Annotated in this window: 21 protein-coding genes and 1 tRNA gene; 16 read left to right on the top strand and 6 right to left on the bottom strand. The window is 60.2% G+C overall.

Annotated features, from left to right (window positions below; translation table 11 throughout):
* Window positions 1-14 precede the first annotated feature (14 nt).
* The 10 genes from glpD to AC1DYJ_RS20465 all read left to right on the top strand — a co-directional run bounded on the left by glpD (window position 15) and on the right by AC1DYJ_RS20465 (window position 10,302).
* Window positions 15-1,541 (top strand): glycerol-3-phosphate dehydrogenase, encoded by a 1,527-nt coding sequence (glpD, locus tag AC1DYJ_RS20510; RefSeq protein WP_477284362.1) that lies wholly within the window; start codon window positions 15-17, stop codon window positions 1,539-1,541.
* A gap of 38 nt (window positions 1,542-1,579) precedes the next feature.
* Entirely contained in the window at window positions 1,580-2,659 is a 1,080-nt protein-coding gene (locus AC1DYJ_RS20505; RefSeq protein WP_477284360.1) for an ABC transporter ATP-binding protein, read from the top strand.
* Between the two features lie 10 nt (window positions 2,660-2,669).
* Window positions 2,670-3,746 (top strand): ABC transporter ATP-binding protein, encoded by a 1,077-nt coding sequence (locus tag AC1DYJ_RS20500; RefSeq protein WP_477284358.1) that lies wholly within the window; start codon window positions 2,670-2,672, stop codon window positions 3,744-3,746.
* Window positions 3,747-4,613, top strand: coding sequence for a carbohydrate ABC transporter permease (locus AC1DYJ_RS20495; RefSeq protein WP_477284356.1), 867 nt, complete (start codon window positions 3,747-3,749; stop codon window positions 4,611-4,613).
* 1 nt (window position 4,614) lies between these two features.
* Window positions 4,615-5,529: a carbohydrate ABC transporter permease gene (locus AC1DYJ_RS20490; protein WP_454574967.1), complete on the top strand. Its 915-nt coding sequence runs from the start codon at window positions 4,615-4,617 to the stop codon at window positions 5,527-5,529.
* Between the two features lie 67 nt (window positions 5,530-5,596).
* On the top strand, window positions 5,597-5,884 hold the full coding sequence (locus AC1DYJ_RS20485; protein WP_477284354.1) for a DUF2160 domain-containing protein: 288 nt from the start codon (window positions 5,597-5,599) through the stop codon (window positions 5,882-5,884).
* 77 nt (window positions 5,885-5,961) lie between these two features.
* On the top strand, window positions 5,962-7,689 hold the full coding sequence (locus tag AC1DYJ_RS20480) for an ABC transporter substrate-binding protein (RefSeq protein WP_477284352.1): 1,728 nt from the start codon (window positions 5,962-5,964) through the stop codon (window positions 7,687-7,689).
* A 59-nt stretch (window positions 7,690-7,748) separates the two neighbouring features.
* Complete coding sequence (locus AC1DYJ_RS20475) at window positions 7,749-8,273, top strand: hypothetical protein (protein WP_477284351.1); 525 nt, start codon at window positions 7,749-7,751, stop codon at window positions 8,271-8,273.
* 11 nt (window positions 8,274-8,284) lie between these two features.
* Window positions 8,285-9,778: a glycerol kinase GlpK gene (gene glpK, locus AC1DYJ_RS20470; RefSeq protein WP_477426222.1), complete on the top strand. Its 1,494-nt coding sequence runs from the start codon at window positions 8,285-8,287 to the stop codon at window positions 9,776-9,778.
* A 44-nt stretch (window positions 9,779-9,822) separates the two neighbouring features.
* Window positions 9,823-10,302 carry a DUF6882 domain-containing protein gene (locus AC1DYJ_RS20465; protein ID WP_477284347.1) on the top strand — a complete coding sequence of 160 codons (480 nt, stop codon included), beginning with the start codon at window positions 9,823-9,825 and terminating at the stop codon, window positions 10,300-10,302.
* 100 nt (window positions 10,303-10,402) lie between these two features.
* Here AC1DYJ_RS20465 and AC1DYJ_RS20460 read toward each other — a convergent pair whose 3' ends face one another.
* The gene (locus AC1DYJ_RS20460) at window positions 10,403-10,876 is read right to left on the bottom strand and encodes a BA14K family protein (protein ID WP_477284345.1); all 474 of its coding nucleotides are present in this window, start codon (window positions 10,874-10,876) and stop codon (window positions 10,403-10,405) included.
* 339 nt (window positions 10,877-11,215) lie between these two features.
* Here AC1DYJ_RS20460 and AC1DYJ_RS20455 point away from each other — a divergent pair.
* Window positions 11,216-11,291 (top strand) — tRNA-Lys (locus tag AC1DYJ_RS20455).
* A 342-nt stretch (window positions 11,292-11,633) separates the two neighbouring features.
* Here the strand turns inward: AC1DYJ_RS20455 and AC1DYJ_RS20450 are convergent.
* Window positions 11,634-11,825 (bottom strand): hypothetical protein, encoded by a 192-nt coding sequence (locus AC1DYJ_RS20450; RefSeq protein WP_477284343.1) that lies wholly within the window; start codon window positions 11,823-11,825, stop codon window positions 11,634-11,636.
* Between the two features lie 683 nt (window positions 11,826-12,508).
* Between AC1DYJ_RS20450 and AC1DYJ_RS20445 the strand changes: the two genes are divergently transcribed.
* Window positions 12,509-13,651, top strand: coding sequence for a hypothetical protein (locus AC1DYJ_RS20445; RefSeq protein ID WP_477284342.1), 1,143 nt, complete (start codon window positions 12,509-12,511; stop codon window positions 13,649-13,651).
* 87 nt (window positions 13,652-13,738) lie between these two features.
* Window positions 13,739-14,404, top strand: coding sequence for an FkbM family methyltransferase (locus tag AC1DYJ_RS20440; protein WP_477284340.1), 666 nt, complete (start codon window positions 13,739-13,741; stop codon window positions 14,402-14,404).
* 145 nt (window positions 14,405-14,549) lie between these two features.
* On the opposite strand, the gene AC1DYJ_RS20435 is transcribed toward AC1DYJ_RS20440, so the two are convergent.
* Window positions 14,550-15,569 (bottom strand): class I SAM-dependent methyltransferase, encoded by a 1,020-nt coding sequence (locus tag AC1DYJ_RS20435; RefSeq protein WP_477284840.1) that lies wholly within the window; start codon window positions 15,567-15,569, stop codon window positions 14,550-14,552.
* A 382-nt stretch (window positions 15,570-15,951) separates the two neighbouring features.
* On the opposite strand from AC1DYJ_RS20435, the gene AC1DYJ_RS20430 reads away from it, so the two are divergent.
* From AC1DYJ_RS20430 to AC1DYJ_RS20420, 3 genes are all read left to right on the top strand, one after another.
* A complete protein-coding gene (locus tag AC1DYJ_RS20430; protein WP_477284338.1) occupies window positions 15,952-16,182 on the top strand; it encodes a hypothetical protein in 231 nt (76 codons plus the stop codon).
* 108 nt (window positions 16,183-16,290) lie between these two features.
* Entirely contained in the window at window positions 16,291-17,073 is a 783-nt protein-coding gene (locus tag AC1DYJ_RS20425; protein WP_477284336.1) for a glycosyltransferase family 2 protein, read from the top strand.
* Between the two features lie 17 nt (window positions 17,074-17,090).
* Window positions 17,091-17,747: a TVP38/TMEM64 family protein gene (locus tag AC1DYJ_RS20420; protein WP_477284334.1), complete on the top strand. Its 657-nt coding sequence runs from the start codon at window positions 17,091-17,093 to the stop codon at window positions 17,745-17,747.
* A gap of 10 nt (window positions 17,748-17,757) precedes the next feature.
* Here AC1DYJ_RS20420 and AC1DYJ_RS20415 read toward each other — a convergent pair whose 3' ends face one another.
* From AC1DYJ_RS20415 to AC1DYJ_RS20405, 3 genes are all read right to left on the bottom strand, one after another.
* The gene (locus AC1DYJ_RS20415) at window positions 17,758-19,083 is read right to left on the bottom strand and encodes a hypothetical protein (protein WP_477426220.1); all 1,326 of its coding nucleotides are present in this window, start codon (window positions 19,081-19,083) and stop codon (window positions 17,758-17,760) included.
* A gap of 131 nt (window positions 19,084-19,214) precedes the next feature.
* Window positions 19,215-19,937 carry a Stf0 family sulfotransferase gene (locus AC1DYJ_RS20410; protein ID WP_477426218.1) on the bottom strand — a complete coding sequence of 241 codons (723 nt, stop codon included), beginning with the start codon at window positions 19,935-19,937 and terminating at the stop codon, window positions 19,215-19,217.
* Window positions 19,934-21,289: a glycosyltransferase family 4 protein gene (locus AC1DYJ_RS20405; RefSeq protein ID WP_477284328.1), complete on the bottom strand. Its 1,356-nt coding sequence runs from the start codon at window positions 21,287-21,289 to the stop codon at window positions 19,934-19,936. The genes AC1DYJ_RS20410 and AC1DYJ_RS20405 overlap by 4 nt, the downstream gene beginning before the upstream one ends.
* Window positions 21,290-21,345: the final 56 nt, after the last annotated feature.

The raw sequence follows: 21,345 nt of genomic DNA, 5'->3' as shown, positions 1-21,345 counted from the left end.
CGGTGGAGGAATTCTTGGACGCATCTCCGATCCATGACATCTTTGTCATTGGCGGCGGTATCAACGGCTGCGGCATTGCCCGCGATGCGGTTGGCCGCGGCTTCTCGGTGTTTCTCGCCGAGATGAACGACCTGGCCAGTGGGACCTCCTCCGGTTCGACCAAGCTGATCCATGGCGGCCTGCGCTACCTCGAATTCTACGAATTCCGGCTGGTGCGCGAGGCGCTGATGGAGCGCGAGGTTCTGTGGAAGAACGCGCCGCACATTATCTGGCCGATGCGCTTCGTGCTGCCCTATGCCAAGGGCCTACGCCCGGCCTGGCTGATCCGGCTCGGCCTTTTCCTTTACGATCATATTGGCGGCCGCAAATTGCTGCCGGCGACCCGCACGCTCGACATGGCCAAGGATCCGGCCGGCAAGCCACTGAAGCCGCTGTTTCACAAGGCTTTCGAATATTCGGATGGCTGGGTCAACGATGCCCGCCTGGTGGCACTGAACGCACGTGATGCCGCCGATCGCGGCGCCACCATCCGCACCCGCACGAAAGTGGTCTCGGCGCGGCGCGAAGGCGATATCTGGGCGATCCGCCTGGAAGATCTGGCGACAGGTAAGACCGAAGAGGTCAAGGCCCGGCTGCTGGTCAATGCCGCCGGTCCGTGGGTCGACCACGTGCTGTCGACCGCGGTCGGCCAGAACGACGTCCACAATGTCCGCCTCGTGCAGGGCAGCCATATCGTCATCAAGAAGAAGTTCGACGATCCGCGCGCGTACTTCTTCCAGAACAAGGACGGGCGCATCATTTTCGCCATTCCCTATGAGGAAGAGTTCACGCTGATCGGCACCACCGATCGCGACTATCCCGGCGATCCGCATGACGTGAAGATCAGCGATACCGAGATCGATTATCTCTGCGCCGCGGCGAGCGAATATTTTGCCCAACCCGTGACGCGCTCCGACATCGTCTGGACCTATTCGGCAGTGCGCCCGCTCTACGATGACGGCGCCTCGAAGGCGCAGGAAGCGACCCGCGACTACGTGCTGAAGGCCGATGGCGGCGAGGGCAAGGCGCCGATCGTCAACGCTTTTGGTGGCAAGATCACCACTTATCGCCGGCTGTCGGAATCGATGCTGGAAAAGATCGAGGGATTTCTCGGCAAACGCGGCAAGCCATGGACGGCGAACGCGTCCTTGCCGGGCGGCGATTTCCCGGCCACCGGTTTCGACGCGCAGGTGGCGAAGCTGAAGAGCGCCTATCCCTTCCTCGACCAGCGCCTGGCGCGCCGGCTGACCAGGCTTTACGGCACGCGCGCGCAAGTGCTGCTCGGCCTGGCCAAGTCGAATGCCGATCTCGGCCGCAATTTCGGCGCCGATCTTTATGAGGCCGAGGTGCGTTACCTCTGCGAAAACGAATGGGCGCTGACCGCCGAAGATGTATTGTGGCGTCGCACCAAGCGCGGCCTGCATTTCAGCCGCGAGCAGGTCTCGGCCCTCGATGAATTCATGCGCGGCATCAGCCGGCGCCATGTCGTTGCAGCGGAATAGGGAAGGCGATTGATGCGAAAAGCCTGGGAGGAGGCATCATGCTGGAACTGAGAAACGTGACGAAGACGGTCGGTGCCGCGGAGCACATCCGCGACGTCTCGCTGACGCTTCAGCACGGCTCGCTCAACGTCCTGCTCGGGCCGACGCTGTCGGGCAAGACCAGCCTGATGCGGCTGATGGCCGGGCTTGACGTGCCGACCTCCGGTTCGGTCTGGTTCGACGGCCAGAATGTCACCGGCATGCCGGTGCAGCAGCGCAAGATCGCCATGGTCTACCAGCAGTTCATCAATTACCCGGCGATGACGGTCTATGAAAACATCGCCTCGCCTCTGCGTGTCGCCGGCACCGATCAGGCCAAGATCGACAAGGAAGTCCGCAACGCGGCAAACCTGCTGAAGCTGACGCCCTATCTCGACCGCACGCCGCTCAGCCTGTCGGGCGGCCAGCAGCAGCGCACCGCGCTTGCGCGCGCCATCGTCAAGAACGCCAGCCTGGTGCTGCTCGACGAGCCGCTCGCCAATCTCGACTACAAATTGCGCGAGGAACTGCGCGCCGAACTGCCGAAGATTTTCGCCGCCGCCGGCACCATTTTCGTCTACGCCACGACCGAGCCGCACGAGGCGCTGCTGCTCGGCGGCAACACGGCGACGCTTTCGGAAGGGCGCATCACCCAGTTCGGCCCGACCATCGACGTCTTCCGCAAGCCGATCGACCTGGTGACGGCACGGACGTTTGCCGATCCGCCGCTCAACACCATCGTGCTGGCCAAGAAGGGCCCGGATTTCCTGCTCGAAGGCGGCGTCAAGCTGCCTGTGCCGGCCGAACTCGCCGGCATTGCCGACGCCAACTACACGATCGGCTTCCAGCCGCATCATCTGTCGCTCGAGCGGCCCAATGCTGCCGCCGTGCCGGTGCGCGCCAAGGTGACGATCACCGAGATCACTGGCTCGGAAAGCTTCATACATCTCGATTTCGCCGACGCGCGCTGGGTCATGCTGACCCATGGCATCAGGGATTTCGAGCCCGACGCCGAGATCGAGGTGTTCATCGATCCGCGCCACATCATGGTCTTCGACAGCAACGGCACCGCCGTCGCCGCATCGAAGCTGGCGGCTTGAGGGGGAAGAGATGGCGCGCATCGACGTCAACCATGTCCGGCACTCCTATCTGCCCAACCCGCAGAAGGATGCCGATTTCGCGCTGAGGGAAGTGCACCACACGTTCGAGGATGGCGGCGCCTATGCGCTGCTCGGGCCGTCCGGCTGCGGCAAGACCACGCTGCTCAACATCATTTCGGGGCTGCTGCATCCGTCGCACGGTGAGCTTTTGTTCAACGGCAAGGACGTCACCAATCTGTCGACGCAGGAACGCAACATCGCGCAGGTGTTCCAGTTCCCGGTCATCTACGACACCATGACCGTTTACGACAATCTGGCCTTCCCGCTGCGCAACCGCGGCGTGCCGGAAGCAGATGTCGACCGCAAGGTGCGCGAGACGCTGGAGATGATCGACCTGGCGTCATGGGCGAAGAAGAAGGCGAGGGGCCTGACCGCCGACCAGAAGCAGAAGATTTCGCTCGGCCGCGGCCTGGTGCGCTCCGACGTCAACGCCATCCTGTTCGACGAGCCACTGACCGTCATCGATCCGCATATGAAATGGGTGCTGCGCTCGCAATTGAAGCAGCTGCACCGCCGCTTCGGCTACACCATGGTCTATGTCACCCACGACCAGACCGAGGCGCTGACCTTCGCCGACCAGGTCGTCGTGATGTATGATGGCGGCATCGTCCAGATCGGCACGCCGGCCGAACTGTTCGAGCGGCCGCGTCACACTTTCGTTGGTTACTTCATCGGCTCGCCCGGCATGAACGTCATGCCGGTGGCGATCGACGGCAAGACCGCGACCATCGGCAGCCAGCGCATCGAATTGCCCGGTGCGCCCAAGACCGCCGCTGGAAACACCGGCGCCATCGAACTCGGCATCCGCCCCGAATATGTCCGGCTCGGCCGCGACGGCATGGCGGTGAAGATCAGCAAGGTCGAGGATCTTGGCCGCCACAAGGTGGTCCGTGCCAGCCTCGAGGGCCGCGAGATCGCAGCCGTCATCGGCGAGGACGAGAGCGTTCCAGCCGAGCCGAAGGTGCGCTTCGACCCGGCCGGCATCAACATCTATGCCGATTCCTGGCGTGTCGAGATGGGGGCATAGATGGAAAAGACCTGGAACAACAAAGCCTGGTTCCTTGTGCTGCCGGTGCTGGTACTGGTGGCGTTCTCGGCCGTCATCCCGCTGATGACAGTGGTCAACTATTCGGTGCAGGACACATTCGGCAACAACGTCTTCTTTTGGGCCGGCACCGAATGGTTCGAGGAATTGCTGTCGTCCAGCCGCTTCTGGGAAGCGATGGTCCGCAACCTGATCTTCTCCTTCATCATCCTTGCCATCGAAGTGCCGCTCGGCATCTTCATCGCACTCAACATGCCGAAGAAGGGCTGGGGCGTGCCGGTCTGCCTGGTGCTTATGTCGTTGCCATTGCTCATTCCTTGGAACGTCGTTGGCACCATCTGGCAGGTCTTCGGCCGTAACGACATCGGCCTGCTCGGCTACTACGTCAACGCGCTCGGCATCGACTACAATTACGTGCAGGACCCGTACGACGCGTGGGTCACCATCATCATCATGGACGTCTGGCACTGGACCAGCCTTGTCGTGCTGCTTTGCTATGCCGGACTGGTGTCGATCCCCGATGCCTTCTACCAGGCGGCCAAGATCGACGGCGCTTCGCGCTGGGCGGTGTTCCGCTACATCCAGCTGCCGAAGATGCAGCGTGTGCTGCTGATCGCCGTGCTGCTGCGCTTCATGGATAGCTTCATGATCTACACCGAGCCCTTCGTCGTCACCGGCGGCGGCCCCGGCAATTCGACGACCTTCCTGTCGATCGACCTCGTCAAGACCGCGCTCGGCCAGTTCGACCTCGGTCCGGCGGCGGCGATGTCGCTGGTCTACTTCCTGATCATCCTGTTGTTGTCGTGGGTGTTCTACACCGTGATGACCAACTACGACGCGGAGCGCTGAGATGAGCGGCGCCAACGAGAGAGCTGACCGAGTGAGCGAGACGACAGCCGAGGGCAAACTGGCGAGCACGCTCTCGCAGGAGCAGGTCGCCCGGCTGATGCGCAAGCGCGGTGAGGAATCGCGCTGGTGGTGGATCGTGCCGACGGTCTACATCATCGTGCTTTTGCTGCCGATCTACTGGCTCATCAACATGAGCTTCAAGACCAATGCCGAGATCGTGTCGTCGCTGACGCTCTATCCGCATCAGCCTACGATCGCCAACTACGTCACCATCTTCACCGACGCCTCCTGGTATTCGGGCTACATCAACTCGATCACCTATGTGGTGATGAATATGGTGATCTCGGTAGCGGCAGCACTGCCGGCAGCCTACGCCTTCTCGCGCTACCGCTTCCTCGGCGACAAGCACCTGTTCTTCTGGCTGTTGACCAACCGCATGGCGCCGCCGGCGGTGTTCGCGCTGCCGTTCTTCCAGCTCTATTCCGCCTTCGGCCTGATCGACACCCATATTGCTGTCGCTCTGGCGCACTGCCTGTTCAACGTGCCGCTGGCCGTGTGGATCCTCGAAGGCTTCATGTCGGGCGTGCCGAAGGAGATCGACGAGACCGCCTACATCGACGGCTATTCGTTCCCGCGCTTCTTCGTAAAAATCTTCATGCCGCTGATCGCCAGCGGCATCGGCGTCGCCTGCTTCTTCTGCTTCATGTTCTCATGGGTGGAACTGCTGATCGCGCGCACGCTGACCACCACCGATGCCAAGCCGATCGCAGCCACCATGACCCGCACGGTGTCTGCCGCCGGCATGGACTGGGGCCTGCTCGCCGCCGCCGGCGTGCTAACGCTGATCCCCGGCGCGCTCGTCATCTGGTTTGTCCGCAACTACATCGCGAAGGGCTTCGCCCTGGGGAGGGTGTGATGAAACAAACGCATGAGTTTATCCTCACCACCATCGCCAAGGGCTTCGCCCTGGGGAGGGTGTGACCATGAACCTCGACCTCACCTGGATGGCGTGGACGTGGCCGACGGCCGCCTTCTTCGGCACCATTCTTCTGCTGCTGTGCGGCATGGCGTTTTGGGAATTTGTCTCGCCGGGCGGCAATCCGCGCGTCGGCATCCTGCGCTTCGAGACGACGCGCGGCGACCGCCTTTTCCTGTCGCTGCTTGGCAGCGCCTTTATCCATCTCGCTTGGCTGGGTCTTGTCGGATCCAACCTGTGGTGGGCTCTCGCTCTCTCCGTGGTCTACGCCGTCGGCGTGTTCCGCTACGTATAGAGGGGGAAACTGTTGGAGCGACCGCGTGCCGGCGGCCGCTCCAGATCGCACTTGAAACCTAAATGTGGAGGAAACCTATGCGACGGCAATTTTTAACATCTACGACCGCGCTTGTCCTGTTGCTCGGGGCAGGCAACGCCTATGCCGGAATGGACGAGGCAAAAGCGTTCCTGGACAAGGAAATCGGCCCGCTGTCGACGCTTGATCGCGCCGCTCAGGAAGCCGAAATGCAGTGGTTCATCGATGCCGCGAAGCCTTTCGCCGGCATGGACATCAAGGTCGTCTCCGAAACCATCGCCACCCATTCCTATGAATCGCAGGTGCTGGCGCCGGCCTTCTCGGCGATCACCGGGATCAAGGTGACGCATGACACCATCCAGGAAGGCGACGTCGTCGAGAAGATTCAGACCCAGATGCAGACGGGTCAGAACCTCTATGACGGCTGGGTCAACGATTCCGACCTGATCGGCACGCACTGGCGCTACCAGCAGGTCCGCAATTTGACCGACTGGATGGCGGGCGACGGCAAGGACGTCACCAATCCGAACCTCGACCTGAAGGACTTTATCGGCACCTCCTTCACCACGGCGCCGGACAAGAAGCTCTATCAGCTGCCCGACCAGCAGTTCGCCAACCTCTACTGGTTCCGTTACGACTGGTTCAACGACGAGAAAAACAAGGCAGACTTCAAGGCCAAGTACGGCTACGACCTAGGCGTTCCCGTCAACTGGTCGGCCTATGAAGACATCGCCGAGTTCTTCACCGGCCGCGAGATCGACGGCAAGAAGGTCTATGGCCACATGGACTACGGCAAGAAGGACCCGTCGCTCGGCTGGCGGTTCACCGACGCCTGGCTGTCCATGGCCGGTAACGGCGACAAGGGCATCCCGAACGGTCTGCCGGTCGACGAATGGGGCATCAAGGTCGACGAGAATTCGCGTCCTGTCGGCTCCTGCACGGCGCGCGGCGGCGACACCAACGGCCCGGCCGCCGTCTACTCGATCCAGAAGTACCTCGACTGGCTGAAGGCCTACGCTCCGGCCGAGGCCCAGGGCATGACCTTCTCCGAATCCGGCCCGGTTCCGGCGCAGGGAGCGGTTGCCCAGCAGATCTTCTGGTATACCGCGTTCACCGCTTCGATGGTCGACGCCGGTGCCAAGGCTGTGATGAATGACGACGGCACGCCGAAGTGGCGCATGGCCCCGTCGCCGCACGGTGTCTACTGGAAGGACGGTATGAAGCTCGGCTATCAGGACGTGGGTTCCTGGACGCTGATGAAGTCGACGCCGACCGACCGCGCCAAGGCCGCCTGGCTTTACGCGCAGTTCGTGACGTCGAAGACCGTCGACGTGAAGAAGAGCCATGTTGGTCTCACCTTCATCCGTGAGAGCACGATCCACGACAAGAGCTTCACCGAACGCGCTCCGAAGCTCGGCGGTCTGATCGAGTTCTACCGCTCGCCGGCCCGCGTCCAGTGGTCGCCGACCGGCACCAACGTGCCTGACTATCCGAAGCTGGCACAGCTCTGGTGGCAGGCGATCGGCGATGCCTCGTCCGGCGCCAAGTCGGCGCAGGAAGCCATGGACTCGCTCTGCGCCGAGCAGGAAAAGGTCATGACCCGCATCGAGAAGTCGGGCGTCCAGGGCGATATCGGCCCGAAGATGGCCGAAGAGCATGACCTCGCCTACTGGAACGCCGACGCGGTCAAGAAGGGCAATCTCGCGCCTCAGCTGAAGATCGAGAACGAGAAGGAAAAGCCGATCACCATCAACTACGACGAACTGGTGAAGAGCTGGCAGAAGTAAAATTCTGCAACTACAGTTTGCCGGGGCACCGTGCCCCGGCAAACGTTTCGGAGCGGCCGGTGATTTCCTCGCTTTTTCGGCGTGCTGAACGTTGGACTCCAGGCACGACGAGTGAGAACGGCGAGCCGCTTTTCACGGCGGATTTCGCGCTCGAATTGGCCAGGCTTCACCTTTCAAACCTTGGGAATGAAAGTGAAGCCGCGGCAAAACCTGCCTCGGATCGATTGAAGCAAATTCTGGAGAATCCGGAGTTGCGGCTGGCTTATGAACTCGTTCCAGAGATCATCGCGGAATACGCGTTGCGAAAGCTATCCGCTCCCAAGACCTTTGAATACGTGTTGAGCGATCGAAATGGGCAGGCCTATACCTTCAAGGTCGCCAGCCATCCAATTGTTCGACCGGTTCATGACAGCATCGCGCGCGAGCTTCTGCCTGCGTCCGCTGTGGAAATGATTGCAAAAGCCTCCAGCTATGCAGACGCGGTTTCCAATGCGTTGAATGCGGGTGAGGCGCTGGCAGATTTGACCGTTTGCACTGCCCCGATCGGGCTTAGCCTCCATCGAGGCAGACTAGAAATCAAATAGGGTTGCCGAACTTGACCAAACATATCCTTGCAATCGACCAGGGCACGACATCGACCAGGGCGATCCTGTTCGACGGTGAGATGAAGGTTGCCGGCAGCAAGCAGCAGGAATTCACCCAGCACTACCCAGCCTCCGGCTGGGTCGAGCATGACCCGGAGGAGATCTGGGCAAGCGTCGTCGCCACCGTCAAAGGCGCGCTGAAGGCCGCCGGCCGCGRGGCATCCGATGTCGCGGCGATCGGCATCACCAACCAGCGCGAAACCGTCGTCATCTGGGACAAGGCGACCGGCAAGCCGATCCACAATGCCATCGTCTGGCAGGACAGGCGCACCGCGCCGCTCTGCCAAAAACTGAAGAAGCAGGGGCTGGAGAAAAAATTCAGCAAAAAGACCGGCCTGCTGCTCGATCCCTATTTCTCCGGGACCAAGATCGCCTGGATGCTGGACAAGGTGAAAGGCGCGAGAAAACGCGCCGAAAAGGGCGAATTGCTCGCCGGCACCATCGACAGTTTTCTGATCTGGCGGCTGACCGGCGGCAAGGTGCACGCCACCGACGCCACCAACGCCTCGCGCACGCTGGTCTACAACATCGAGAAGAATGTCTGGGACGACGAACTGCTGTCGATCCTGAGAATCCCGGCGGCAATGCTGCCTGAGGTCAAGGATTGCGCCGACGATTACGGCGTGACGGAAAAAAGCCTGTTTGGCGCCGGGATAAAGATCCTTGGCGTGGCCGGCGACCAGCATGCGGCAACCATCGGCCAGGCCTGTTTCGAGCCGGGCATGATGAAATCCACTTACGGCACAGGCTGCTTTGCGCTGCTCAACACCGGCGCCGATCTGGTGCGCTCGAAGAACCGGCTGTTGACCACCATCGCCTACCGGCTGAACGGCAAGACCACCTATGCGCTGGAAGGCTCGATCTTCATCGCGGGCGCGGCCGTGCAATGGCTGCGCGACGGCATCAAGGTGATCGGCAAGGCCGAGCACAGCGGCGTGCTGGCTGCCGAGGCAGATACTACACAGAACGTCTATCTGGTGCCGGCTTTCGTCGGCCTCGGCGCGCCGCATTGGGACGCCGAGGCGCGTGGCGCGATCTTCGGCCTGACCCGCAATTCAGGCCCGGCGGAGTTTGCCCGTGCCGCGCTCGAAGCCGTCGCCTACCAGACGCGCGACCTGCTCGACGCCATGCGCAAGGACTGGAAGGGGGCGTCAGTGAAAACCGTGCTTCGCGTCGATGGCGGCATGGTTGCCTCCGACTGGACCATGCAGCGTCTCGCCGACATTCTCGATGCGCCGGTCGACCGTCCGACCATTCTGGAGACGACGGCGCTGGGCGCCGCATGGCTCGCCGGCTCGAAGGCGGGTGTGTGGCCCAAGGCGAAGGATTTTGGCAGGAGCTGGGCGCTCGAGCGCCGCTTCAAACCGGACATGGATGCCACTGTGCGCTCGGCAAAACTGGCAGGCTGGCGCGATGCGGTGCGCCGGACGTTGAGCGCGCAATAGATCGGCGAACCATGAAATGATTGGGTTTTGCTGAGCGAGGGGGCATGAAAAGTCCAGATTGGTATCCTGCTTGGCGCGACGAGGCTATCGACCAGCTGAACGCGAAGAACAAGCGACTCGAGGGCGATTTCCGCCTGGGTAGCTGGTCCCGCTACGACTACGATCTGACATCCGGAAAGCTTCTCTTTTCAGACCAGAAGGTCGTCAAAGTTGTCGCCGAGATCCAGATTGCAGGTAGCACCAGCGCGAAGGCCAGCAACTGGCTTTGGGCCTGGTCGAACTCAAACCTGCCTGGCGAACTGCTTGTCGACGCAAAGCTGGTTCGATCGTTCGGAGAGAAGAACGGCATTGACGAACTGGCGCAGGCCTATGTGACGGATGCTCAAGACGATCTGGAAGTACTCGGTTGGGAATTGTCCGCGACCATGGTTCGAATTTGCGACGCTATTGGAGCTTACCGGTCTCCACGCGGAGAAGGCGGTGGTCTCTATTTGGTCTTGAAGAGCATTGGTTGGGCGAGTTGAACTGAACCGCCGCCCTGCGACAAGCCATACAGAAAAAACCCGCGCCATTTCGGCGCGGGTTTTTACTTATACTCGTCAGCTACTGGTACTCAGCCTTGGATCAATAGGGCGAATTGCACTGCTGCCGAGGACCGTAGTTCGGCTGGAAGGTGTTGTCCGACGCACGATACGAGCGGTAGCGGTCATAGCACCACTGCACATGCGAATCGCCGCCCCGGTAGACGCGGTTCTGGTTGTTGTTGACGATCGCGCCGGTAATCAGCGCGCCGGCAATGAATGCACCAGCGGGGAACCAGAAATCGCCGTGACGGCGATAGCCGTGACGGTAGTGGCGCGAGCCGCGATGTCCGTTCCAGTAGGCGCCGTCATTGTTGCTGCGCGAGAAATTGCGGTTGCGGTCGCCGTTGAAGTTGCGGTTTTTCATCCACGGCTTGTAGTCGACTGCCTGAACATCGGACGAAGCCGACGGGCCCTGCGGCGCAATCATTTGCGTGGCGCCGGCCGGCACGGCCGCGGATATTGCGAAAGAGGCTGACAATGTGGCCGCCAGCATACCCGATACGATCTTGTTCATGATCTTCTCCTTTGAAGGGGGTGGTTGACGTCCCTTGTACGGAGACAACGGCTCGTTGATGCGATGGTTCCGCCAAAACAATAAGTTGCTGATTTGTAATGTTTCTCCAGTCAACCCGACCATGGAACCGGAGAAGAAAAGACCCGTCTCGCGCGTCTACGGATTGTGAAGCGTGACCTCATTGCGGGAGTGACCCACCGGCCTTCTGCCAAGGCAATTTGCGGGGCGTCAGGCAGTGGCAGAAACCACGGTGAAAGCGCCATCTTTTTCCGGTTGACCGGTCGCGGCACTCTCCCTATGTTCCGCGCAATTTCGAGGGCCGCCGTTTAGAGCCCGCGGGAGCGCGTAGCTCAGCCGGTAGAGCAACTGACTTTTAATCAGTAGGTCATGGGTTCGAATCCCATCGCGCTCACCAACAAAACCAACATCTTTGGGTTATGTGCGTCGAGCGCTGTCGGCGTTTCGGCCAATTGACGGCCGAACTGCCTTCGATCACCAGCACTTTGACATCGGGCGGATGGGAAGCCAGAAGGGCTCGCAACGCTGAGCTGCAGCACCTTCCATTGCCTCGGTGCGATACCGCCTCAGCCATAGGGGCCCTACAGAGAGCAGGGATGGCCGGTGCGGGGGGTTGCTTGGGCAAGCAGGCGCACCGGCCAATTGCGGGTTTGGAATTTCGGGGGTCCCCCGCACTGCCTAAGCTATAGGCATATTAGAATTTACTCAATTACGACTGAAGTCCCTGGGACTTGGCCCGCTAAAAGCGTTTGCGGACCGCGTTTTCCTCAAAAATGGCGGAGAGGTCTATCTCATCATGAAACGGAGCGTGGGGGTCGAAAGCCAACCAAGACGCATGAGATCGAAGCTCTCTGAGGCGAGCATTCTTTGCGAGCAGCGTTTGGTCTTGTTCCTCCTCAAACGGAGAAACAGCGTTGTCACGAGGGTTCATGCGCGCTCCCGATTGGCGCCATACCCTAATGAACGATTGAGTTTTGATTTAGTTTCCTGTGGCCCGCCACGCGCGCTGCCGTTGGCTGCTGCTACCACGGTATGAGGCTCGTGCGTCTCCTGGCACCGCCTGCTGCTGCGCCTCACGAGCCAGCCTGCCAGCCTCGGGCAATGGCGTCCCTTCCAGCTCACGTATTTTAGCGCAAGCTTGTATTTCTCTTGAGGCGGGGGCATGCTTATAGACGCGCGCGGAGGAGGCCACCAGGTTAAGGGTGGAAAGGGTACGTCATGGAAACTGTTTGCTCCGTTCCCGGCGGGATCTGTCTCCTGTCGGTCTTGGTCAGTGTCGCAATGGCGTTTATCGCCATGGCGCCATTCGCAGCCACGCGCCTGCTCGTATTGCGGATGCGCGAGCATTCGGTCGGAAACCTTCTACCCGCCTAAACTTGTCGGCCGCGTCCTTCTCGTCCGCCGCTTGCGAGTCATAGCTTCGCCGCTCGCCGCGTCGAAGTCGTGGTGCTTGCATTCGTTTTAGCGTTGAGGTCCTGATCCCGTCGCGCTCACCAGCAGCACTCGCAAAATGACAAGACGAACGTGGTGCCCGATCGGCTCAGAGCGCAGCTTCCAACCTTGTCGCCACACCCGCCGCTGGCTAAACTCGCCCTCCCAGGGGAGGGTTCTCACATGACACTTCAGCTTTCGGCGGACGCTGTAGCCCCTAAGGCGGCGACACCTCAAAAATATCTCTTCGGCCCGGTCGCCGACTTCTTGATGCTGGGTGGCAGCGCGTTTCTCATCCTGCCGGTGCTGTTTCTGGTGCCGCTCGAATATGAGGGTCCGGTGGCCGCAACTATGGTCTTCGTGGCCTATCTCGTGAACTATCCCCACTTCGCCCACTCCTACCAGCTTTTCTACCGCAATTTCGGACGCAAGGTGTCCGGCGACGGCTACGACCGCAGCCTGCAGCTCCGCTACATCTTCGCGGGCATTGTCGTGCCGCTGGTCATGGCCGGGTTCTTTGCCTATGGCGCCGCGGCGGCGAACACGCGCCTGCTTGGCTATGCAACCAACGCAATGTTCTTTTTTGTCGGCTGGCACTACGTCAAGCAGGGCTACGGCATGCTGATGGTGGACGCCGTGCTGAAGCGCAAATTCTTCGACGATCGCGACAAGAAGGTGCTTCTGGTCAACTCCTACGCCGTGTGGATCCTGGCGTGGCTGCAGACCAACACGGCGGTCACCCAGGGCAAATATTACGGCCTGGACTATTACACATTTGCTGCCCCGTCCTGGATCACCGACATTGCCCTGCTGGCGGCCGTTGCATCGACGACGGCCACGCTTTTGATGCTGGTCAATCGCTGGCGGAAAAACGGCGGCGGTCTGCCCTATAACGGTCTGGTGGCCTATGTCGCGTCGCTCTATCTGTGGATCCTGATTGCCAGGATAAACCCGCTCTGGCTGCTCATCGTGCCCGCGCTTCACTCGCTGCAGTACCTCGCCGTGGTCTGGCGCTATCAGACCAATGTCGAGCGTGACAGCTCCGATGCCGAAGGCGATCCGCAGCCGAAGATCCTGTCCTTTCTCGGCCCTCTCTACAGGTTTCGGCTCCTCGGCTTCATCGTCGGCGGCACCGCCCTTGGCTATCTCGGCTTCTGGTTGATCCCATCCGCGCTGACGGCTTTGATCCCCTATGACAAGCAAGTCTTGGGATCATCGCTGTTCTTCTTCATCGTGCTGATCTTCATCAACGTGCACCATTATTTTCTGGACAACGTGATGTGGCGCCGCGGCAATCCGGAGGTATCGAAGTATCTGTTCCGATAGCTGATACGCAGGCTGTCGAGCGCGGTTTTCATCAGCTGTCGAGTATGCCATTGCGAGCTGATCGTCAGTGCAACGGAGAGTCCTGGAATGGCGGAGTTCTTTTCCGAGAGCCGCCTGGAAAATACCGTGCGCTGGCATCTGTACCGGCGTTGGCGACGCCGGCGTGACCCTCGTCGCATCGCGGAACGGATGCTCTACGATGTCGCGTCGCGGGTACCCAGAGGCGGTACCTTCCTCGATCTTGGCGCCAATGTCGGCCAGATCACCGGCGCCGCCCTCAAGCTTGGCTTCAAAGTGGTGGCGTTCGAGCCGGATCCGCATGCGCTGGCTGCGCTCACTGCTCGGTTCGGAAGTCACCCTGATGTCGAAATCGTTCCGAAAGCCGTCGGCGCCGAGGCAAGGTCAGCAACATTCCACCGTCATCCCCGTGCCGACAAAGGGAACACTCAGGCGTCCTCGATGTTCGCAACGTCATATCATCTCGGCGGAACGCAAATCAGCGTCGAGGTGGTTGATCTCGTGGAATTCCTGAAAAGCCAACCGACCATGCCATCCATAGTGAAAATGGATATCGAAGGCAGTGAAGCCGAATGCCTGGAAGCCATCCTCGACGCCGGGCTGCAGAACTCCATCGGCGCATTCCTGGTCGAGACGCATGACCGGGTGTCGCCAGACATAGCGCATCGGCTGGATCGCATTCGTCAACGCATCGCCGAGGGAAACATCCGCAACATCAATCTGGAATGGATCTGAAAAGCGCGCCGTTGATCGGCTAGAGCAGTTCACCGTTTCACGGAAACGGCAAACCGCTCTATCTCCTTGTTTTCACGCAATTCCCCAGGGAAAGCGCTACGCGCTTTGCCCGGGAAAACCGTTTCACACTTTTCCTGGAATTGCTCTAGGCCAATCCGACCAGGGAAAACGCCTTGCGCCGGACCCGCTTTGCCAGCAGGCGCGCCAGTTCTGCCGTCGACTGGATTGGCGGCTCGACATACACCGGAACCTCGACGGGGACCTCGACCATCACGGTCTGCGGTTCCGGCGTCTTCGGAGCGGGTGGACTGAGCATCTCGTCGGCGATCTCTGCTATCTGCTTCACCGACAGGGCCAGCCGCTTTGCGTCGAATTCGGCGAGCGAAATCTTCGCCTGATCGATCGCTCGCAGTTGCACGATGAATTCCGAGCCGTGGCTCGGTACCATGCTGTTGATCGCGAGCTTTGTGAGGCCCATATAGTTCAACTCGAGGAAAAGCAGCTCGAACGAGGCGGGCGTGAAAAACCATGCATGCGCATCGACATAGGGGCCATTCCAGCGGCCGAGGTCGTGCTGGTACGACTGCCAGGCGTGATCGAAATTTCCGGTAAAGGTGAGCGGAGCCTTGGAGCCCGCCAGCCATGAGCCGACGCCGTTCCTGTTGACCGAAAACGCGCGCGCTTCAAGCAGCGTTTCCGGCGTGTGGCGCACGCGCTTTTCCCGGTGGGCTGCGAGCACCTCGCGCAAGCTGCTTGGCGGCTTCAGCACGTCAAAGCATTTGCGCATGTCCGGCACAGCCAGCGAGACGATGCCACCCGGTCGCAGAAGGCGGTCGACCTGTTGGAAAAAGCCCAGAAGATCGGGGGCGTGCTCGATGACGTGGCTGGCAATGAAATAGTCGTAACCATCCGGTTTTCTGCTCAGCGCCAGTTCATCGAGCGGCTCCCCCCGCCAGACGATGTCGACATCCTCGATCTGCTTGGCGCGCATGCGGATGGCCTCCACGCTGTGGCTGCGAGCATCCGCGCGCAAGGCTTCGCCGTCCTGAAAGTCGATGACCGTTGTTTTCCAGCCATAGGCCTTCGGTGCGACAGGACTGTAGAACGGTCCGATTTCCAAGCCGCTCATAGTTTTCTTGTCGAGATTTCTTAGCAGCTCGTCCATACGATTCACGGCGCTACTCCTCACAGATACTCAAATCTCACCCACGATTGTGCCTAATATTAACTCGGGCCGGATTCGTCCAGCCTCGATCGGCGGACTTACCTCTCCAGTCGACAATTGGGCAATGCGCGTGTCATCATAGCAACGCCGAGAAATCCCGGACGGACCAATATTAGATTCAGCTAATGTATTCCTGGAAAAGAAAAGAATTTACTGGGACAATAGTCATTCAAGCTACAAACGATTGTGCTAGATTCCGGTTGCGACGGAACTGATTCCGGTTTTGCGGCCCCGGCATCAGGGTTAGGCGGGTAAAGGCCTGATCGTCGGCATATGTGATTGCACCAAGTCAGCGCGTCATAGTCCGAACCATGAGGGCACCATGGCGAAGGTAGTTTACTATGTTTCAGCCGACGCGACGGGTTGGCGGATAACCTACAACGGAACCGACTATCCCTGCGGCTCCAAACAAGCAGCACTGGAGGCGGCCGTGGAAGCCGCGCACGGATCCGGCAAGCTCGGCTACGATGCGATGGTTGTCGTTCATGAGCCGGATGGCGGGTGGAAAACCCGGTGGGTGTACGGCCACTGTCCTTATCCGTTGTCTGCCTAGTTTTTGTAGCGCGGAATCCTGCGTGACACGCTGAGGCAGGCGTGGCGCTTTTGCCGCACGTATTTCTGAAAATTTACGCCAGCTTGCGCTCTGGGATGTTTTCCGGCAATGGAAACGCAACATCGGGGCGGTGGCGTAGAAATGATTGATGGGTTGCGTGTGGCGGTGATCATGCCCGCCTACAATGCGTCGGCTACACTGGAGAAGACCTACTTCGCCTTGCCGATGCAACTGATCGATGACGTTATTCTCACGGATGATCTTTCCAAGGACGATACTGTCAGCATTTCGCGACAGCTCGGCATTTACACGATCCAGCATTCCGCCAACAAAGGCTATGGCGGCAATCAGAAGACTTGTTACGATGCGGCGCTGCAGCGCGACGCCGATATCGTGGTAATGCTTCACCCCGACTATCAGTATTCGCCCAGGCTGGTGCCGGCCATTGCCTCGATGGTCGCCTCCGGCGAGTATGATTTCGTCTTTGGGTCACGCATCTTGGGGAAGGGCGCCCTGCGTGGCGGCATGCCAGTCTATAAATATGTCGCCAATCGCTTTCTGACCCTGGTTCAAAACATTCTGATCGGCCAGAAAATGTCGGAGTTTCACACCGGCTTCCGGTGCTGGAGCCGGAGGGCTCTGACCGAGATCCCTTATCACCGATGCTCGGACGACTTTGTTTTTGACAATGAGATGGTCTGCCAGGCCGTATATCTCGGCCTCCGTGGGGGCGAGATTTCCTGTCCGACGAAATATTTCCCGGAGGCATCGTCGATCAACTTTCGGCGCAGCGTCGTTTATGGCCTGGGCGTCTTGAAAACCGCGATGAAGTTTCGCCTCAGCAAACTTGGCATTCGACGAGATCCCTTGTTCGCAGGGAGCAACATCTGATGAGGCGCCGGACAAGAATGGCCCTCGGTGTGGCGGGCCTCGCCATGGTTCTGGTTCCCGCCGCGCTGTCGGGTTATCTCGACGATATCTTGCGGATCGCCAAAGCGAGCGTTCAGCAGACAGGTGTGTTTGGTTTCGTTGCGCTGGTCGTGATGCAGTTTCTGGTGGCCGCCACCGGCATATTGCCGGCGTCCCTGCTCGGGATCGCGGGCGGAGCGGTTTACGGATTTGCCGGCGGATCGGCAATGGCGCTCGTCGGGACCTTGGCCGGCGGCATTGTCGGTTACTACATTGGCCGAAAAGGCCTTCGGAACATTCCTCTCACCAACACGAAGGTCGTCGGCGGTCTCGACAAGGTCAAGCAGTTCCTCGCCGCTGACGGCTGGCGATCGGTCTTCCTGATCCGCCTGTCGCCGGTCGTCCCCTTTGCCGCCACAAGCATCGCGCTGGGAGCGAGTGGAATTCGCCTCGCCGACTACTTGATAGGAACTGCGGCGTCGCTTCCCGCCCTTTTTGGTTACGTCTATGTCGGTTCATTGCTCGGCAACGCGGCCTCCCTCAAATCGCCCGAGTTCCACCAGGTTTTCTTGCTGATGCTGGCGGGAGGTGTGATTGCAGGCGGGACGTTGGTGGGCAGGTTCGCCATGCACCATTACAAGTCCGAAACAACCTGACGCTGCTAGTCTAGCAATGGTATTCGCCACAGTCAGGTAGTAGCACTTTGCCCCCCGTGGGATATTTTAGAAGCGGTTGCGACGGGGAGGTGAGATGGGTCGCTGCCTGCGAGGACCAGCTCGGCTGAGACGGCGTGAAGAACAGGCCATCTACCATGGCGTTGTAGTCTCGATTTGCGATGACCGCGCATAGGCAAATAGCAACCGCCGCAACCCTTGCAGCCAATCTCCACGTGGACGCACAAATCGCCAGAACGATCAGAAGTGTTGCGACTGGCGCGAAATAATACCTGAAGCCGGATCCCGTTATGAGCAGTGACTCGGCGCCTCCGACGGCGAAAATCGCCGTAGCCGAAAATTGCAGTGCAACGAGCGGAACGAGCAGCAGAATGGGCTGGCGGCGGGCGAGGAAGACTGCGGCCCCAATCACGCCAAGGAACACGATGGCAGCTGCAATCAGTTCAAACGTACCCGGCGTCAAGCTGGTGAAAAACCAGGCCGGCCAAAGGATTGCACCCGCCACCTTGAGCAGGAACAGGTCTGGCAAGCTTGCGAAACCGAGAAGCGTAAACGGCCGTACGGCCATGCCTGTATCTGTTGCCGGCAGAAGCGCGCAGCCGATCTGCGTCGCCAATCCGGGAATAGACCAGACCAGAGGTCGAACAAGATGAGGCTGTCGGAGCACAAACCCGGCAGCCGCCCATATGATAAGCGCGAAGGCCCCCGGGGTGCCTGTAAACGGCAGCACCAGAAGAAGACCGATATGAACGCGATTGAGCGGCTGTTTGATTGCCAACGATGCAAAGACAAGCGCGGCATAGACCAGCCCCCAGCCTTTGTTGTGAAGTGCCGTTGCGAACGTCTCCGAAGCGGTGACGCAATAGAGCGCGGTCGCAACCGCCAACAAGATTCCGGTTCGCCACGATATCGATTGCGTCGTGCCGGCGACAACAAATGGAAGCAACAACGCCACCAGAAGACCGGAGCCGGTGTCAACGACCGGCCACCACTGAAGTCCGGCCGACACCGCAACCGCCGACGAGAGGTTTGCCGACAGATCGTAATAATTGCTCGCCGGGTTGAACAGGGCGGCAAACGGGCCGTGAGCATAGGCATAGCCGAAATAGAGCTGCCCGATTTCAGCCCAGACCCTATAGAAAGTCAGCAATGCCGGGGCTCTCACTGCGACCAGGATCGCAAACAGGATCCCGGCAACGACGGTATACTCGGTCTTGACTCTGGCGGATAACGAATCGTCTGCCCGGACATAAAGGAAGCTCAAGCCAGCAAAGGCGAGAAGCTCAACCAAAGTAAATGCATTGAACGGTGTCGACATCTGCCCCCCGGCTGGATGGCGTGGCTACCCACGCAGTCTGGGGCGGTGATACAGAGGGGATGGCGAAGAGTAAATGCGCTGCCCGCGATCGGTGCCATTCTTGGCAAGCCCGAAGATGAATTTCTGCCGGGCTATATAGCGTCCAGAATGTTCGGGTTGCCGCGTTCGGCCCGGAAGCGGTGTGCCCAGTCAAGGTTCAAGGCGTCCCGCTGCAGCTCAACGCTAAGAACCTTGCCAGTCCCCAAATTGGGGAGCGGGTCCAGGCCCATCAGTTCGGCGACCTGATGGACGGCGTGGCGAGGGTCATCGATCACGGTCTCGTATTCAAGCCGCAGCGGTTCGATACCGGTGYGCGCAAAGAACATGTCCCAGCGGGCTCGTTCGCGAGCAAGGGCGTCAAGCTGGCTCTGGATCAGTTCGGCGTCGAACACCGGCATTTGGGCCATAGGTTGGCTCGATCGGTATTGTCCTGTCTGGAGCGCACGTGCCCAGGAGATCGCCTGGCCGAGCAAGTCTCGCCGGGTGAGCAGCACGAAGCGAAGATTGGGAAGCGCATCGACCCAATTCACCTCGCCCGAAAACCAGTCGTGCTGATGGGCAAATAGCTTCAGGCCGTAGATGCCGTTGGGCGTGGCGCCCATCGTCAGGATTTTGCCGACCTGGCCGGCAATATCCTTGGGGTAGTCCGGGTCATCGAAATAGCGGCGCCCGCCCCAATTGAAATATTCCAGCGGGTGTCCGAGCAGGCCTGTTCCGCTCAGATGCTGGCACAGGAAATTGCTGCCGGATCGTGGCGAGGTGCAGACGCTGTAACCGCTCAATTTGTTGCGGTCCAGGCCATCGAGTCCGATCACTGTCGGCCTCCTCTACGGGCTCGAAGGAAGATTTTCCTTATGAACAGAGGGACCATGCCGTTGTACAGTCGCTTTATCTCGTTCACAAAATTCGAAAGGTTCGAAAGCTGCTCTTCGACACGGTTCAAAACAACCTGGTTGCCCTCCAGCGTGGCAGCGCGCGAGGCTGACTCGTCCACAACAAGCTGCTGGGTTCTGGCAATTTCAGGCTTGATCGCGCCGATCTGTTCGCCAAGATTGGCCAAAGCGGCCGCGTTGTTCTCCAAAATTCCAGAGTTCGCCTGCAGCTGCGCGAGGAGCCTTGCTGGCTCGGGCGAATCCGGCCAGCCGTGCAATTCCTTCACGATGTGGAACCATCTTCGGCGCGGGTGCGAGACGCCGATCTCCTCGATCCAGGCTGCGGTCGCCAGGGCGCGCTCATCGGGATCCAGCCCTCTGTCCGATCGCATCGCCTGATCATAGATGCGCAGGTGTTCCTCGACGAAATACGCGTCACCCGCCACCTTGCGAAAATAGGTGGACACGGCCGCGGCGTCGTTCGCATCGAAACCGGATATCGCGTCGAGAAGATTTTCGACCGTGGTCGGCCTGGTCAAAAGCCCAACGCCCAGGTTGAAGCGACGCCAGGCCTCCATGTTCGTGGTGCTGAGCAATCCCGCGAAGCCACGCGCGTCGCACACGACAACGGCGCAGCCGACTGCAGCCGCCTCGATCGCCATTCGGGCGGTTGCGAACACGATGTCGTAGCCGAGCAGGTCCTGTTCCAGCTGCTGCGAAAACCGCCCGGTGGCTGGGCCCAGCTCATCCAGCTGGATGCCGCCTCTGGCACAGGCGTCACGAACCGCTGCCTGGTGCTCGAAATTCTTGGTCAGCAGCAGCGCCCGCACCGGCTTGGCGGGGAGCGGCGGACGCGGCTTGAAGCGATTGAGATCGACCGCGTTGTAGACAAGGCTCATCTGATCGGCCGGTATGCCGCGCGACAGGCATTTGGCCCGGCACGCTTCGTCGACCGCAATCCAATGGCGTATCTGCGGATGCAGCATCGGCGCTTCGACCTCAAAGAACGCGCTGTGGCAGGAAAATACCGCCGGCACGTCGGGAAACCTGGCGAGCGCAGTCAGGCAAGGCGTCAGATGCTGGGCGTGAATGACATCGGGCTTTGCGACGATCTCGGCAATGCGGTCGACGACATGATGCCCGCGACGGCGCATTCTATCGGCCATGTCGCCCAGCGTGGGAGCCAGCAGCATGGTCTGATGGCCGGCGCCGCGAAGTCCGTCCGCCAACAGCTCGACGACCGCTTCCGATCCGCTGTTTCGAGACAGGGAGAGATTGGTGATAAGAATTCGCAACTGGCGATTCCTTGCTTGCGCACTACGTCTGATATGAGAGAGAAAGGCGCACGAGT

The sequence above is a fragment of the Mesorhizobium sp. P2_B11 genome (assembly GCF_056404855.1).
The sequence above is the reverse complement of the archived record's forward strand: the minus strand, read 5'-3'. Positions and strand labels throughout refer to the sequence as shown.